Source organism: Micromonospora sp. NPDC049048 (assembly GCF_043197615.1).
Classification (GTDB): Bacteria; Actinomycetota; Actinomycetes; order Mycobacteriales; family Micromonosporaceae; genus Micromonospora.
This window is the reverse complement of record NZ_JBICTM010000006.1, coordinates 328,389-342,681: the sequence shown is the minus strand read 5'-3', so window position 1 is coordinate 342,681 and position 14,293 is coordinate 328,389. Positions and strand designations below refer to the sequence as shown.

General features: G+C 74.6%; 12 protein-coding genes. 6 read left to right on the top strand and 6 right to left on the bottom strand.

What is annotated here, in order from left to right; genetic code table 11:
- Positions 1-2: 2 nt before the first annotated feature.
- The 3 genes from ACGFIG_RS21135 to ACGFIG_RS21125 all read right to left on the bottom strand — a co-directional run bounded on the left by ACGFIG_RS21135 (position 3) and on the right by ACGFIG_RS21125 (position 4,492).
- Positions 3-1,043, bottom strand: coding sequence for a DUF4192 domain-containing protein (locus ACGFIG_RS21135; protein WP_393005289.1), 1,041 nt, complete (start codon positions 1,041-1,043; stop codon positions 3-5).
- A 98-nt stretch (positions 1,044-1,141) separates the two neighbouring features.
- Positions 1,142-3,826, bottom strand: coding sequence for an ATP-binding protein (locus ACGFIG_RS21130; protein WP_393005287.1), 2,685 nt, complete (start codon positions 3,824-3,826; stop codon positions 1,142-1,144).
- Positions 3,827-3,910: 84 nt separating this feature from the next.
- Positions 3,911-4,492, bottom strand: a complete 582-nt coding sequence (locus ACGFIG_RS21125; protein WP_393005285.1) for an NADPH-dependent FMN reductase — start codon at positions 4,490-4,492, stop codon at positions 3,911-3,913.
- Between the two features lie 166 nt (positions 4,493-4,658).
- Between ACGFIG_RS21125 and ACGFIG_RS21120 the strand changes: the two genes are divergently transcribed.
- Positions 4,659-6,047 (top strand): MFS transporter, encoded by a 1,389-nt coding sequence (locus ACGFIG_RS21120; protein WP_393005283.1) that lies wholly within the window; start codon positions 4,659-4,661, stop codon positions 6,045-6,047.
- A gap of 58 nt (positions 6,048-6,105) precedes the next feature.
- On the opposite strand, the gene ACGFIG_RS21115 is transcribed toward ACGFIG_RS21120, so the two are convergent.
- The 3 genes from ACGFIG_RS21115 to ACGFIG_RS21105 form a co-directional block, all read right to left on the bottom strand.
- Positions 6,106-6,285, bottom strand: a complete 180-nt coding sequence (locus tag ACGFIG_RS21115) for a hypothetical protein (protein WP_393005281.1) — start codon at positions 6,283-6,285, stop codon at positions 6,106-6,108.
- A 68-nt stretch (positions 6,286-6,353) separates the two neighbouring features.
- On the bottom strand, positions 6,354-7,079 hold the full coding sequence (locus ACGFIG_RS21110) for a hypothetical protein (protein WP_393005279.1): 726 nt from the start codon (positions 7,077-7,079) through the stop codon (positions 6,354-6,356).
- A gap of 16 nt (positions 7,080-7,095) precedes the next feature.
- Complete coding sequence (locus ACGFIG_RS21105; RefSeq protein ID WP_393005277.1) at positions 7,096-7,284, bottom strand: matrixin family metalloprotease; 189 nt, start codon at positions 7,282-7,284, stop codon at positions 7,096-7,098.
- An 86-nt stretch (positions 7,285-7,370) separates the two neighbouring features.
- Here ACGFIG_RS21105 and ACGFIG_RS21100 point away from each other — a divergent pair, with 86 nt between their 5' ends.
- The 5 genes from ACGFIG_RS21100 to ACGFIG_RS21080 all read left to right on the top strand — a co-directional run bounded on the left by ACGFIG_RS21100 (position 7,371) and on the right by ACGFIG_RS21080 (position 14,193).
- Positions 7,371-8,285 (top strand): fructosamine kinase family protein, encoded by a 915-nt coding sequence (locus ACGFIG_RS21100; RefSeq protein WP_393005275.1) that lies wholly within the window; start codon positions 7,371-7,373, stop codon positions 8,283-8,285.
- Complete coding sequence (moaA, locus tag ACGFIG_RS21095; RefSeq protein WP_393005273.1) at positions 8,282-9,295, top strand: GTP 3',8-cyclase MoaA; 1,014 nt, start codon at positions 8,282-8,284, stop codon at positions 9,293-9,295. The genes ACGFIG_RS21100 and moaA overlap by 4 nt, the downstream gene beginning before the upstream one ends.
- A 3-nt stretch (positions 9,296-9,298) precedes the next feature.
- Positions 9,299-9,598 (top strand): MoaD/ThiS family protein, encoded by a 300-nt coding sequence (locus tag ACGFIG_RS21090; RefSeq protein ID WP_393005271.1) that lies wholly within the window; start codon positions 9,299-9,301, stop codon positions 9,596-9,598.
- 15 nt (positions 9,599-9,613) lie between these two features.
- On the top strand, positions 9,614-10,897 hold the full coding sequence (locus ACGFIG_RS21085; protein WP_393005269.1) for a metallophosphoesterase: 1,284 nt from the start codon (positions 9,614-9,616) through the stop codon (positions 10,895-10,897).
- A gap of 101 nt (positions 10,898-10,998) precedes the next feature.
- Positions 10,999-14,193 (top strand): UvrD-helicase domain-containing protein, encoded by a 3,195-nt coding sequence (locus ACGFIG_RS21080; protein ID WP_393005267.1) that lies wholly within the window; start codon positions 10,999-11,001, stop codon positions 14,191-14,193.
- Positions 14,194-14,293: the final 100 nt, after the last annotated feature.

Genomic DNA, 14,293 nt, shown 5'->3' with positions numbered 1-14,293 from the left:
GGTCAGCGAGGGCCGCGTCGGCGGCGCCGGCGGCGGAGCACTCCGGGCGTTCCCACCGCCGGCCAGCCGTCCAGCTCGGAGGGCGGCACGCCCCGGCGCAGCAGGTCGTCGAGGAGCAGCGCCATCGAGTGGCCGGGGTGCTCGGCCAGGGCGCGTTCGAGGGCCACCGCCGCCAACGCGCCCTGCCCCGCCCGCCACGCCGCGAACGCCAGCAGCGCGGCCGGCACGGCGATCAGCTCCGGTTCGGCCCGGCGCAGCACGTCGGTCCAGAGCGCGATGTCCGCGTCCCGGCCGTCGGTGCGTTCCCAGGCGTGGTCGCGTACCGGCACGTGGGTCAGCAGCAGGCTCAGCCAGGCCACCTCGCTGTCGGTGAGCGCCCCGCCCCGCCGGTACCGGCGCTGTGCGCTGCGTACGGCGGCAGCCCCGGCGGAGCGGACCGCCCGCTCGCCGCGCGGGTCGGCCGTCGGCGCCCGGTCCGACAGCTCCGCCAGCCGTCGCCCTGCACGGGCGGTGGCCTCGCGTACGGCCGTCCGGGCCGGACCGGTCACCGGGGCGACCTGCGCGACGAGGGCGTCCCGGTCGGGCAGGGCGACCTGGCCGGCGAAGACGGCCGCCGCGCTGACCTCGCTGGCGGCGACGTCGTAGGGCTTGCCGTCGGGCGGGCAGCACTCCGGCTCCACGCACAGGTACGACCAGTAGCGGCCGTCGGTGACCCGGAGGGCGTCGAGCACGGCCAGCCCGGCGGCGCTCAGCGCGGCGCGCACGGCGTCGACCGCCGGGGTGACCAGGTGTGCCGGGCCGTATCCCAGCACGGTGGCGGTCTCGGCGTCCTGCCGGGCGACGACGCCCGCGAGATGGCCGGCAGGGTCGCGCGGGTCGGCGAGATCGGGCAGGTCGGCGCGGGCGGCGAAGGTGATCCGGCGGCCCCGCATCGCCACCACGACGACGCTGCGGGTCGGGTGGAAGCCGAGCAGGTAGGGCACGGCGGCGATGAGGTCGGCGGGGGAACGGACGGCGAGGCGGAGGCGGTCGGTGGGGGTCATGGCTGGCAGCCTGCGGCGCGCGTGGACCGGTCGACGTCCCCTGTGGACGACACTCGGGTTATCCACAGTCACCGAACGTATTCGGCCAGGTCGGCGGCTTACGCCCCGGCGCGGGCGGGGTGCTCGGGCCGGGCCGCCACCAGGGACGCCAGCTCGCTGCGGGAGCCGACGCCCAGCTTGGGATACGCCTTGTAGAGGTGGTAGCCGACCGTACGGGGGCTCAGGAAGAGCTGCGCCCCGATCTCCCGGTTGCTCAGCCCCCGGGCCGCCAGCTGCACCACCTGGTGTTCCTGCGGGGTCAGCCGCTGCACGGCACCCGTGTCGGCGGCCCGGACGCTCTCCCCGGCGGCGCGCAGCTCGGCGCGCGCCCGCGCGCTCCAGGGCTGGGCCTGGAGCCGGTCGAAGATCTCCAGCGCCGAGTGCAGCACGATCCGCGCCTCGCTGATCCGGCGTGCCCGGCGCAGCCACTCGCCGTACAGCAGTTCCGTGCGGGCCCGCTCGAACGGCGGGCCGCCCTGCTGGTGCAGCGCCACCGCCTGGGCGTACCGGTCGTCGGCGTTGCCGTCCAGCAGCGCCTGGCAGCGCAGTGCGATCGCCCGCGTCCACGGCTGCCGGACGCGCCCGGCCCATTCGGCGTACTGCCGGGCGGCCGAGAGCCCGTCCGCCGGCCGGTCCACCCGGGTCGCGGCCTCCACCAGGTCGGGAAGGCTGACCATCGCGCCGCCCCGGTGCCGGGCGCCCAGCATGCCGGAGAGCCGGCCGAAGGCCGCCTCGTACCGGCCGAGGCCCAGGTCGAGCAGGCTCAGCGCACCCGCCGCGTGGATGTTGCCCGGCGTCACGCCCCGGGCGATGGGTTCCGCCGTCAGCTCGACGCACCGCTGTTCCGCACCCCGGATGGCGGCCAGGGAGGCGAGCACGGTGGTCAGGGTGACGGCGTGCCGGCGCTGCCCGGTGTCGGCGGCGATCCGTAGCCCCTCCGTCGCGTTGGCCTCCGCGTCGTCGTGCCGGCCCCGCATGAGCTGGGCGCAGGCGAGCAGCGGCAGCACCGAGGCCAGCAGGCCGGCGGCACCCTGTTGACGGGCCACGGCGGCCAGCCGCGCCGCGATGTCGTCCGCGCTGTCGAAATCGGCCAGCATGATGTGCCACCACCCGATGTCGAGCAGTTCGAGGTGCCTGTCGCACCCGGTCGTCTCCTCGACCAGCACCCGCAGCGGTGCGACGGAGGCGTCGGTGAGGGCGTTCTGCGCGGCGAACGCGCGGGACAGCGCGGCGACGAGGTGGGCGCTGGGCACGCCGAGCTCCTCGGCCCGGGCCGCGGTGCGGTCCAGCGCACCGAAGTCACCGGCGTGGGCGGCCGCCCGGCCGGCGCGGAAGAGCAGGTGACCGGCCAGGCTCGGAGCGAGGTCGGCCACCGCGACTGCGGCGTCGGAGAGCAGGCGGTGGGCCTCTCTGGGCCGGTCCCGCGAGTCCAGCACGGCGGCGCGGACCAGGGCGATGTCGGCCAGTTGCAGGGGGTGGGTGACGTGGTCGGCGGCCTGGTCGGCCAGCGTCGCGGCCCGATCCAGTTGGCCGGTGTCGGCCGCCGCCTCCGCCGCGACGGTCAGCCGCCGCCCGCGCCGGGCCCGGTCGGCGGTGAGTTCGGCGGCCCGTTCGTACATGGCCGAGACGGCGGCGCTTCCCCGGACCGCCCCGGTCGAGGCCGCGGTCTCCAGGGCGACCGCCGCCTCCTCGTCCGGCCCGGTGGCCATCGCCGACCGGTGCCAGGCGTACGAGCAGACGTCGCCCCGGGCCGCGTAGACCTCCGCCAACGCCTCGTGCGCCGCCAGCCGGCTGCCGGCCTCCGCGGTCTCCCGCAGCGCCGAGAACAACAGCGGATGGCGCAACACGAGCCGGCCCTCCACCAGCCGTACGAGCTGCGCCTGCTCGGCGGGGGCCAGGTCGTCACGGGTGCAGCCGAGGCGCTCCGCGGCCGGGAACACCACGGAGGCGTCGGCGGAGGACGCGGCGACGACGAGCAGCCGCCGGGTCGCCTCGGGCAGCCGCCGCACCCGTTCGGCGAAGACCTCGTGGAGTCGCTGGAAACGCGAGGACGGCACCCGGCGTGGCTCGCCGTCGACCGGCAGCTCCAGCAGGGCGAGCGGGTTGCCCTGCGCCTCGGTGAGCAGGTCGGGCCGGAGATGACCGGGCACCGGATCCGACCGCTGCGCCAGCACCTCGGCGGCGGCCGACTCGGCCAGCGGCCCGATCGGCAGCTCCGGCAGACCGGCCCGGTCGAACGGGGACGGTTCGTCGGTGCGGACCGCCACGATCACCGCGATGGCCTCGGCGTCGAGCCGCCGTACGGCGAAGATCAGCGCCTCCGCCGAGGCCGGGTCGAGCCAGTGCGCGTCGTCGACCAGGCAGAGCAGCGGGCGTTCCTCGGCCAGCTCGGCCAGCAGGGTCAGCACGGCCAGCCCGACGAGGTAGCGGTCGACGTCGCCGCCGGTCTCCTGACCGAGCGCCACCCGCAACGCCCGGCCCTGCGGGGCGGGCAGGGCGTCGAGCCGGCCGGTCTGGCGGCCCAGCAGCAGGTGCAGCCCGGAGAAGGGAAAGCCCGCCTCCGACTCGGTGCCGTCGGTGCGCAGCACCCGCATGTCGTCGGCGCGGGCGGCGGCGTCGTCGAGCAGCGCCGACTTGCCGATGCCGGCCTCACCGCACAGGACGAGCACACCGCTGCGCCCGGCCCGCGCCTGCCCGAGCATGGCGTCGATCCGGGCGGTCTCCTCGCTTCGGCCGTGCAGCACGGGGGTCAAGGCTACGCGCCCACCGGGCCCGTCGAGACGTACCGCGCCCCCGCAGGGCGCTCCCGGGCGCAGCCGGCGCGAACCTCAGGCCGCGTACGGGATGCGCTCCCGGGCGTCCCGCAGGGCCCACCCCCACCAGCCGAGCTGGTCCAGCACGGTCTTGGCGGCGTTGTTGCAGCCCTGCGGCTCCACCGGCGTCCCCGACTCGTCGAACCGCTCCCAGCAGCTGTGGAAGCTCACGGTGTCCCGTACGGTCGTCGCGTGCAACTCGGCGAACACCAGCCGCAGGTGCTCCACCGCACGTAGGCCGCCGGAGACCCCGCCGTAGGAGACGAAACCGACGGGCTTGGCGCGCCACTCGTCGCGGTACCAGTCGATCGCGATCTTGACCGAGGCCGGGTAGCTGTGGTTGTACTCCGGCGTCACCACCACGAAGGCGTCGGCGGCGGCCAGCCGTGGCGCTAGCGCCTCCACCGCCGCCGGCCGCGGGGCGCCGAACCCGCCGAGCGACGGCGGCAGGTCGACCTCGGTCAGGTCGACCACGTCGATCTCGAAGCCGTCGTGCCGGCACGCCTGGTCGACGAACCACTCGGCCACCACCGGGCCGAAGCGGCCCTGCCGGGTGCTGCCGACGATGACGGCGAGCCGCAGTCTCTGCGTGGTCATGGTGCTCTCCTGGGTGCTCGGGGTGGATGTGCCGACCACGCTAGGCAGCCGGCGGGGCCCCGCCATCTGTCAACTGACCGGTCGCCGGGCCCGGCCCCGCGCCGGTGGCCGCTACGGTCGTTCGACAGATGCCCGGCGAGGGTCCGCGTCCCTACCGTCGGTGCCCATGACCGCCGCACCCGCACCGCAGCCGTCGACCCCGGTCGTGCACACCCGCTGGGCGCCGGTCGTGGCGGTCGCCCTCGCCATGCTCGTGGCGACCTCCGAGATGAGCATGGCCGGCGTCGTGCTGCCCTCGATCGGCGCCGACCTGGGCGCCGACCCGGCCGCCACCACCTGGGTGCTGCTCGCGTACGCGCTGCCGATGGCCGCGATCGCCATCCCGGCGGGCCGCTGGGCCGACCGGGCGGATGCCCGGCTGATCTTCGCCGTGTCCATGGCCGGTGTCGGGGTCACCAGCGTGTTCGCCGCCTGCGCACCGGCGCTGTGGGTGCTGCTGGCCGTACGGCTGTTCCAGGGCGTCGCGGGCGGTCTGACGCTGGCGGTCTACCTGCCGGTGATCGCCGCGACCGTGCGGGCGGACCAGCGGGCCCGCGCGATCAGCGCGGTGGTGACCATCATGACCATCGGCGGAATGGCCGGCACCTCGTTGGGCGGGCTGGTGGCCGGCACCTCCGGTTGGCGCGCGGTGTTCCTGCTGAAGCTGCCCCTCGTCGCGGGCGCGCTCTGGCTGGGCCTGTGGGCGCTGCCCCGCGACGGCCGGGGTCTGCCCGTCCCCGGGCTGCCGCTGCTGCGCGAGGCGGTGCTGCTGGGCGGCACGGTCGCCGCGGTGCTCGTCGCCGTCGACGAGATCGTCACCCGGCCGGTGGTGGCGGCAGGGCTCGGCGCGCTGGCCGTGGGGCTGGGCGTGACCTGGGCGCGGTTGCCCGCCTCACGGCCGGTCATCGCGCTGGTCCGCGCCCGCCGTTTCGGGTTCACCGCCCTCGGGCTGTTCCTGGTGTGCTTCAACGTCGCGCTGACGGTCTTCCTCCTGCCGTACTTCCTCGCCGACGTGCTGCACAAGGGACCTGAGGTGGCCGGGATGCTGCTGCTGGTCCAGATCGGCGCCATGACGGTCACCTCGCCCGTCGCCGGCTGGCTCGCCGACCGGGTCGGCGCGCTGCCGGCGGCGGCGACGGGCGCCGCGCTGACGGCCGGGGCGACGCTGCTGCCGGTCACGCTCTCCGCCGACTCCGGGCTGGCGCACCTCGCCTGGCAGGTCGCGTTGCTCGGCGTCGGATTCGGCCTGTTCAACACCCCGGTCATCGCGGCGGTCATGGCGGCGGCGCCCGCCGGCTCGACGGGTGCCGCCGGCGGCGTCGGCGGCACCGTCCGGATGATCGCGACGACGCTCGCGCCGGCGGTCGCCGCGCTGTGCTGGACCGCCGCCGGGGGCGGGCTGGCCGGCTTCCGTACCGCCCTGGTGGTGCTCACGGTGGTCCAGGCCGCCGGGATGCTGGCGCTGCTGGCCGCCCGGCGCGGGCGCGCCGCCGTGTCCGTGGCCGACGGCGGCTGAGGTCGCGTGGGGTGCGGTGGCGCCGGCCGGCGGGACCGCCGACGCCACCGCGAACCGGTCAGGCACCGATGCTGGCCTGCGGCCCGGCGTGGGTACGCAGCAGGGCCGGGATGTCCGCGGCGTTGTGCAGGGTGTACGAGTAGAAGCTGCTCGGGTTGAACGCCGAGCCCTTCGACTTGCGGGCGGCGGCAACGGGTTCAAGCTCCGCGGCGGCGACCCCGCCCCCGAGGTGCGGCACCGGGTGACCCGGAGCGCGGCCCGGGACAACGCCGGTTATCGGCTTCACGTCGAGACGTTGCGGAAGAACTATCCACCAATTGCGCGAATGTGTCCGATCAGACTGCTGAGCTTGTCGAACCTCTCGCCGTCCGCCTGCACCCCGGGTAGAGGCTTGTCGTTCTCGCCGTGCTCGCCGAGCGGCTTCACGACTGCTGCGTCTCCCTGCGCGAACATCGCGTGCATGTGCAGCGGAGCGTACAGGGCCGGATCTGCAGGGTCGGTGTTCTCGGTGACTTCGGGCTTCGTGACCGGCCTCTTGTTCCCCTGCCACTCGAGGAACCATACGGCGCTTCCCTGTGGAAGACTCGACTGCAGCTCTGCCAACTGCTTCGCAGCGCTCTGGGGTTCCCCCAGTGGAAACTCCACGACAATCTTTCCCATCAGTTCCGGCTGCAGACTGCCGTTGATCGTCTCCGAGACACCGAGACTGAGGCCAACGGTTTGCAGATCACTCATGACCCGTAGAAGCTTGACGTCGGTGATGGTTGCGACGACCACCGCATCGGCATTGCCGGTAGCGGCTCGGACGTCCGCCGGAGGCGCGACGAGCATCGCCCCGTCGAGCCGCAGGCTGTCGTAGAATTTTTCGTCCCCAGGGTGATACCGGTCAACGCTCGTTATAGCACCTGGTGCTGGCTCGTTCTGTATCTGCGCACCCTTGTCCCCGACGCCCGGCTGACTTGCACAACCAGAACCCGCGATGACAATTACGCTGAGACCTGCGGTGATCCTTGTTCTCCACGTCGAGTTCATGAGCGTCCCCTAATCGTCAGCATTGAGCATTGATGTGCGCGCGATCGTGTCCATCGTAAGTGGCGCCACCGTTATCGCCGGCGTAGGTCCACATGCAACTCGCGGTGGTATCGCTCCTGTGGCGGAGGCCAACACTGTGACCTAGTTCATGACATGCGACGTTCTGCCGCTGGGCCGCAGCGTCGAATACGCCGTTGTCGGACACCCAGTAATACACGTTGAACCTGAAATGCCCCGCGACATGGTGTGGGCGGCAGCCGCACGGCCGGCGGGAGGCGTTACCTTGCGCAGATGGATCTGGCGTACCTACGGGCGCACCCGGAGCACCTGCCGACCTTCCTGACCCACCAGCGGATCCGGGAGACGCCGGTCGCCGGCGGCGACATCTGCGCGGCGTCGAGGCTCACGCTGGACGACGGGCACTCGGTCTTCGCCAAGAGCTGGCCGGAGAGCGCCGGCAGGCCCGCGCCCGAGGGCTTCTTCGCCGCCGAGGCGGCCGGTCTGCGCTGGCTCGGCGAGGCGGGCGCCGTGGCCGTACCGGAGGTGATCGTGGCGCTGCCCGGGCTGCTCGCGCTGGAGTGGGTCGACCCCGGCGAGCCGACGCCCGAGGCGGCCGAGCGGTTCGGCCGGGAGTTGGCGGGGCTGCACCGGGCCGGGGCGTCGGCCTTCGGCGCCGGGTGGAGCGGGTTCATCGGGGCGCTGCCGGCGGACAACACGCCCGACCACGGCCCCTGGTCGGCCTGGTTCGCCCGGGCGCGGCTCACGCCGTACCTCCGGGCGGCGGTCGACGGCGGCGCGCTCACCGGCAGCGAGGCCCGCCTGGTCGAGCAGGTCGTCGAGCGGATCGGCGAGTTCGGCGGGGACGAGCCGCCGGCGCGGATCCACGGGGACCTCTGGCCGGGCAACGTCCTCTGGGGCGCGGACGACCGGGTCTGGGTGGTCGACCCGGCGGCGCACGGCGGGCACCGCGAGACGGACCTGGCGCAGCTCGCGCTCTTCGGCGGCGCACCGCACCTCGACCGGATCCGCTCCGCGTACGCCGAGCAGTGGCCGCTGGCCGACGGGTGGCGCGAGCGGGTGCCGCTGCACCAGCTGCACCTGATGCTGGTGCACGCCGCGCTGTTCGGCGGGGCGTACCGCGATGCGGTGGCCCGCACCGCCCGGTCGGCCCTGGCCGGGCTCGGGCGAGCTACCGTCGACGGGTGACCGCCGCCCCGCCGACCGACGGCGCCCTCGCCGACCGGTACGGCCGCGTCGCCCGGGACCTGCGGGTCTCCCTCACCGACAAGTGCAACCTGCGCTGCACCTACTGCATGCCGGCCGAAGGGCTGGCGTGGCTGCCCGGCCCGCAACTGCTCGGCGACGCCGAGGTCGTCCGGCTGGTCGGCGTCGCGGTGCGCCTGCTCGGCGTGACCGAGGTGCGGTTCACCGGTGGGGAGCCGCTGATCCGGCCCGGCCTGGTCGGCATCGTGGCCGCCGTGGCGGCGCTGGAGCCGCGCCCCCGGATCTCGCTGACCACCAACGGCATCGGGCTGGACCGGCTCGCCCCCGCGTTGCGCGCCGCCGGGTTGGACCGGGTGAACGTGTCGCTCGACACGCTGGACCCGGGGCGGTTCACGCGGCTGACCCGGCGCCCGCGCCTGGCGGACGTGCTGGCCGGGTTGGCCGGGGCGGCCGCCGCCGGCCTCACCCCCGTCAAGATCAACGCGGTGCTGATGCGCGGTGTCAACGACGACGAGGCCCCCGAGCTGCTCCGCTTCGCCCTCGCCCACGGCTACGAGCTGCGGTTCATCGAGCAGATGCCGCTGGACGCCCAGCACGGCTGGGACCGCGACAGCATGGTCACCGCCGACGGGATCCTGGCCTCCCTGCGCGGCGCGTACGACCTGGCACCCGACCCGGCGAAGCGCGGCGCGGCACCGGCCGAGACCTGGCTGGTCGACGGCGGCCCCGCCCGGGTCGGCGTGATCGCCAGCGTCACCCGGCCCTTCTGCGGCGACTGCGACCGCACCCGGCTCACCGCCGACGGGCAGGTACGCGCGTGCCTCTTCGCCACCGAGGAGTCCGACCTGCGCGGCGCCCTGCGGGCCGGGGCCGACGACGACGAGCTGGCCCGGCGCTGGCGGGCCGCGATGTGGGGCAAACGGGCCGGGCACGGCATCGACGACCCGGCCTTCCTCCAGCCGGCCCGGCCGATGTCCGCGATCGGAGGCTGACCCGTGGCAGCATCGACACCCCCGGCCCGTGGTGCCGGGCAGGCGACCGGCTCCGGAACGACGCTGACCGTCCGCTACTTCGCGGGGGCGCGGGCCGCCGCCGGCAGGTCCGAGGAGCCCGCATCCGCCGGCCGGTCCCTGGACGAAATCGTCGTGGAACTGACCGACCGGCACGGCGCGCGGCTCGCCGCCGTCCTGGCGGTGGCGAGTTTCCTGGTCGACGGCGTGACCTGTCATGATCGGCGGGCACCGCTACCGGCCGGGGCCACGATCGACGTCCTGCCGCCCTTCGCGGGCGGCTGAGGGAGAGGCGCACACATGCTGGCGGCACTGGCGTTCGTCGCCACCATCGCACTGATCACCGGCCTGATCCACCTCTACCTGTGGAAGCGCCTGGTCAGGGACACCACCGTCCCCGGGCGCTGGCGGCGGATCGGCGGCGTCACCGCCCTGGTGCTCGCGCTGCTCGTACCGGCGACCATGGCCGGCACCCAGGCGGGCCTCTACTGGCTCGCGTGGCCGGGCTACCTCTGGCTCGCCATCATGTTCTATCTGCTCGTCCTGCTCGTGGCGCTGGAAGTGCCGATGGCGGTGGCGAAGCTCGTGCTGCGTCGCCGGGTCGCCGCCGCGGAGCCCACGGCCGCCGCGCCGGAGCCCGCCATGGTCCCCGCCGCGGAGCCCGCCGCGCCCGAGCCCATCCTGGGGGGCGCGGCCGGTCCGGCCGGCCCGCCGGCCGCCGGCGCCGTCGGGCAGCCCGACCACGACCCGGCCCGCCGGCTGCTGCTGACCCGTGGCGCGGCGATCTTCGCCGGGCTCACCGCCACCGGCCTGACCGGGTACGGCATCCGCACCGCCCTCGGCCCGCCGCAGCTGGACCGGGTGCAGATCCCGCTCGCCAAGCTCCCCCGGAGCATGGACGGCCTGCGGATCGCCACCGTCTCCGACATCCACCTCGGCCCGCTGCGGGGACGCGCGCACACCGAGCGGATCGTCGCCGCGATCAACCGCCTGGACGCCGACATCGTCGCCGTCGTCGGCGACCTGGTCGACGGCTCGGTCGCCGAACTGGGCGAGGCCGCCGAGCCGCTGCGCGGCCTGCGCTCCCGGCACGGCAGCTACTTCGTCACCGGCAACCACGAGTACTACTCGGGGGTCGAGGAGTGGGTCCAGGAGCTGGACCGGCTCGGCCTGCGGGTCATGCAGAACGAGCGGACGGAGATCCAGGCCCGGGGCGGCGTGCTCGACCTGGCCGGGGTCAACGACGTCACCGCCTCCGGCACCGGCCTGGCGGCCCCGGCGGACTACGCGGCGGCCCTCGGAGACCGCGACCCGAGCAGGCCGGTGGTGCTGCTCGCCCACCAGCCGGTCGCCGCCGTGGAGGCGGCGAAGTTCGGCGTCGACCTCCAGCTCTCCGGGCACACCCACGGCGGCCAGATGGTGCCGTTCAACCTGCTCGTGAAGCTCCAGCAGCCGGTGGTCTCCGGGCTCGGCGAGGTCGACGGCACCAAGGTCTACGTCACCAACGGCGCCGGATTCTGGGGCCCGCCGGTCCGCGTCGGCGCCGAACCCCAGATCACCCTGGTGGAGCTGCGCTCCCGCTGAGCCCATAGCGCGGGCGGCCGGTGTTGTCCAGCACCGGATGCTCAGGTCACGGGTGTGCGTGGCGACAGGTGGGTATTGGCGCGGGCGTGACAGGATGCGGCGTGCCTCCGTTCAGTCCCGCACCCCCCGGCGGCCCTTCGCCGTTCGTCGCGGATCTGCACATCCACTCGAAGTACTCGCGCGCGTGCAGCCGTGACCTCACCCTGCCCAACCTCGGCTGGTGGGCGCGGCGCAAGGGCATCGGGGTGCTCGGCACCGGCGACTTCACCCACCCCGCCTGGTACGACCACCTCCGCGAGACGCTGCACCCGGCGGAGCCCGGCCTGCACCGGCTCAGCCCGGAGGCGGAGCGCGACATCGCCCGCCGGCTGCCGCCCCGCCTGGCGAGCGAGGCGGAGGCGGACCCGGTCCGGTTCATGCTCAGCGTGGAGATCTCCACGATCTACAAGCGAGACGACCGCACCCGCAAGGTGCACCACCTGATCTACCTGCCCGACCTGGACGCGGTGGCCCGGTTCAACACCGCGCTCGGGCGGATCGGCAACCTCGGCTCGGACGGCCGGCCCATCCTCGGTCTGGACTCCCGGGACCTGCTGGAGATCACCCTTGAGGCCAGCGCCGACGGCTACCTGGTGCCGGCGCACATCTGGACCCCGTGGTTCTCCGCGCTGGGCTCCAAGTCGGGCTTCGACGCGATCGCCGACTGCTACGCCGACCTCGCCGAGCACATCTTCGCGGTGGAGACCGGCCTCTCCTCCGACCCCGAGATGAACTGGCGCGTCGGCAGCCTGGACGGCTACCGGCTGGTGTCCAACTCGGACGCGCACTCGCCGCCGGCGCTGGCCCGGGAGGCCACCGTCTTCGCCACCGCCCGCGACTACTTCGCCATCCGGGACGCGCTGCGTACCGGTGACGGGCTCGCCGGGACCATCGAGTTCTTCCCCGAGGAGGGCAAGTACCACGCGGACGGGCACCGCCTCTGCGGGGTCAACTGGTCGCCCGAGCAGACCCGGGCCGCCGGTGGCCGCTGCCCGGAGTGCGGCAAGCCGCTGACCGTCGGCGTACTCAGCCGGGTCGAGGAGCTGGCCGACCGGCCGTCGGGGCACCGCCCCGCGCACGCCCGCGACGTCACCCACCTGGTGCCGCTGGCCGAGATCCTCGGCGAGCTGAACAAGGTGGGTGCCCGGTCCAAGAAGGTCGAAGGAAAACTCAACGAGCTGGTCGCGGCGCTCGGCCCGGAGCTGGAGATCCTCACCACCACGCCGCTCGACGAGATCGGCCGGGTCGGCGGGGAACTGCTCGCCGAGGGCATCGGCCGGCTGCGCCGGGGCGACGTGCGCCGGGTCCCCGGCTACGACGGCGAGTACGGCGTCATCACCCTCTTCGACCCGGCCGAGCTGGGCGGCAACGCGGGTGCGGCGCAGGAGACCCTCTTCGACGTACCCGTGCCGGCGCAGCGCACCCCGGCGGAGCCGGCGCCGAAGCCCCGCGCCAAGCGCCCGGCGGCGGCGAAGGCCGAGCCGAAGCGCAAGGCCGCGCCGCCCGCGCCGCCGCCCCCGATCGCGCCGACGCCCTCACCGCACGAGCCGTTCGAGCCGATGCTCGCCGGCATGGAGGAGGTCGGCACGGGCCTGCTGGACCGGCTGGACGCCATGCAGCGGGTGGCCGCCTCGGCGCCGGGCGGGCCGCTGCTCATCGTCGCCGGGCCGGGCACCGGCAAGACCCGGACGCTGACCCACCGGATCGCCTACCTCTGCGCGGAGCTGAACGTCTTCCCCGAGCAGTGCCTGGCGATCACCTTCACCCGGCGGGCCGCCGAGGAGCTGCGGCACCGCCTCGACGGGCTGCTCGGGCCGGTCGCCGAGGACGTCACCGTCGGCACCTTCCACTCGCTGGGTCTGACGATCCTGCGGGAGAACGCCGACGCCGCCGGCCTGCCGGCAGACTTCCGGATCGCCGACGACGCCCAGCGGGCGGAGGCCCGCGCCGAGGCGGGCGACGACGACGCGGCCTACGCGGCGCTGCTGCGCAAGCAGGACCTGGTGGACCTCGACGAGCTGCTGACCCTGCCGGTCGCGCTGCTGAAGGCCGACCGGAAGCTGGTGCAGCGGTACCGGGAGCGCTGGCGGTGGATCTTCGTCGACGAGTACCAGGACGTCGACGAGGTGCAGTACGAGCTGCTGCGCCTGCTCAGCCCCGCCGACGGCAACCTCTGCGCGATCGGCGACCCGGACCAGGCGATCTATTCCTTCCGGGGCGCCGACGTCGGCTACTTCCTGCGCTTCTCGCAGGACTTCACCGACGCCCGGCTGGTCCGGCTGAACCGCAACTACCGCTCGTCGGCGCCGATCCTGGCCGCCGCCGTACAGGCCATCGCGCCGTCGTCGCTGGTGCGGGGCCGCCGGCTCGACCCGGCCCGGCTCGACCCGGAGGCCCCGCTGGTGGGTCGCTACCCGGCGGCGTCCGTCGCCGACGAGGCCGACTTCGTCGTACGCACCATCGACGAGCTGGTCGGCGGGCTGTCGCACCGGTCCCTCGACTCGGGGCGGATCGACGGCCGGTCCACCTCGCTCTCCTTCTCCGACATCGCGGTGCTCTACCGCACCGACGCGCAGGCCGCCCCGATCGTGGACGCGCTGGCACGGGCGAACATCCCGGTGCAGAAGCGCTCGCACGACCGGCTGCGGGACCGGCCCGGGGTGGCCGCCATCGCGCGCGAGCTGCGCCACGCGGACGGGCTCGACGGTTCGCTCGCCGCCCGCGTCCGGCTGGCCGGTCAGGTGCTGGCGGAGCGCTTCGCCGTGCCCACGCTGGACGGCGCCGGTGCCGTACGCCCGGAGGACGTCCGCTCGGCCGTCGACCTGCTCACCCCGCTGGCCCGCCGCTGCGGCGACGACCTGCCGCTGTTCCTCTCCCAGCTCGCCACCGGGGCGGAGGTGGACGCGCTCGACCCCCGCGCCGAGGCGGTCACCCTGCTCACCCTGCACGCCGCCAAGGGGCTGGAGTTCCCGGTGGTCTTCCTGGTCGGTGCCGAGGACGGCCTGCTCCCGCTGCGCTGGCCCGGCAGCACGCCCGACTCCGACGCGATCGCCGAGGAGCGGCGGCTCTTCTTCGTCGGGCTGACCCGGGCCCAGGACCGGCTCTACGTGACCCACGCCGCCCGCCGGAGCCGGCACGGCACGGAACGCGAGTGCGCCCCGTCGCCGTTCCTCGACGTCATCGACCCGGGCCTCTTCGAACGCTTCGGCGAGACCGAGCCCCGCCGCCCCCGCGACCGCCAGCTCCGCCTCATCTGATCCCGCCGGCTCCACCGCCCCGCCTGACGTGCGACACAGCGTCCGGCGGTCAGGGCGCGGCCGGCCAGGCGCGGGTTGGGCCTGCCCGTGCGGCCTAACT

Coding starts and splice junctions, on each gene's coding strand:
- ACGFIG_RS21110 (WP_393005279.1), bottom strand. CDS start 7,079: ATGAACTCGACGTGGAGAACAAGGATCACCGCAGGTCTCAGCGTAATT.
- ACGFIG_RS21125 (WP_393005285.1), bottom strand. CDS start 4,492: ATGACCACGCAGAGACTGCGGCTCGCCGTCATCGTCGGCAGCACCCGG.
- ACGFIG_RS21085 (WP_393005269.1), top strand. CDS start 9,614: ATGCTGGCGGCACTGGCGTTCGTCGCCACCATCGCACTGATCACCGGC.
- ACGFIG_RS21135 (WP_393005289.1), bottom strand. CDS start 1,043: ATGACCCCCACCGACCGCCTCCGCCTCGCCGTCCGTTCCCCCGCCGAC.
- ACGFIG_RS21100 (WP_393005275.1), top strand. CDS start 7,371: ATGGATCTGGCGTACCTACGGGCGCACCCGGAGCACCTGCCGACCTTC.
- ACGFIG_RS21120 (WP_393005283.1), top strand. CDS start 4,659: ATGACCGCCGCACCCGCACCGCAGCCGTCGACCCCGGTCGTGCACACC.